This is a genomic window from Oleiphilus sp. HI0117 (assembly GCF_001635235.1).
Genome location: NZ_LWGA01000504.1, coordinates 1 through 595 on the forward strand (window position 1 = coordinate 1; position 595 = coordinate 595).

Here is a 595-nt window from a genome sequence, read left to right on the forward strand (position 1 = left end):
TCTCCCTTGTTTTTTATCACTTGGAATCTAAACCAATGAGGGTGTTTTTTCCTGGTGGAAAACCCGAGCATGATGACCCTGAATTCATTGCTGAACATGTATGTCATTTACTGAAAAATGGAGTGTTCCAATGAGTCTACGATTAGTAACACGATTATTAGCTGTTCTTGCAGCCGTCAGCATAGCTACGGCTTGCGGCGAGCAAAACGATACACTTCGTACCCAACTAGTGGCCGCCAAGCCAATTGAGGTCGATGCTCATCATGTTAAAGAAGATCTAGTGCCTCGATTTTATTCGGCAACAGGGTACACCAATGTATCTCGCAGTATCGAAATCAGTACTTCGCAATCGGCAACGATTGACGAACTGACAGTAAAAGAGGGTGACATGGTGTCTCAAGGTGATTTGCTAGTAGCCTTGGATGAAACCGAATTGCTTACCTCTATTCGTCGAGCAGAGAGTGCTATCGAATCAGCCAAAATTCGATTAAAGGATATGGCACATGATGTAGATAATGCTCGTCAACTGCGCGAAAAACGCGTGATTACTGTGGAACAACTTCGCAAGGCAAAAGTGCAACACAATCTTGCGGAA

The 595-nt window shown here is 44.0% G+C and carries 1 protein-coding gene; it reads left to right on the forward strand.

The genetic code is table 11. The features are described 5' to 3' along the window. Positions 1-130: 130 nt before the first annotated feature. On the forward strand, positions 131-595 hold a 465-nt coding region (locus A3757_RS05705; protein ID WP_197469844.1), incomplete at its 3' end, for a biotin/lipoyl-binding protein.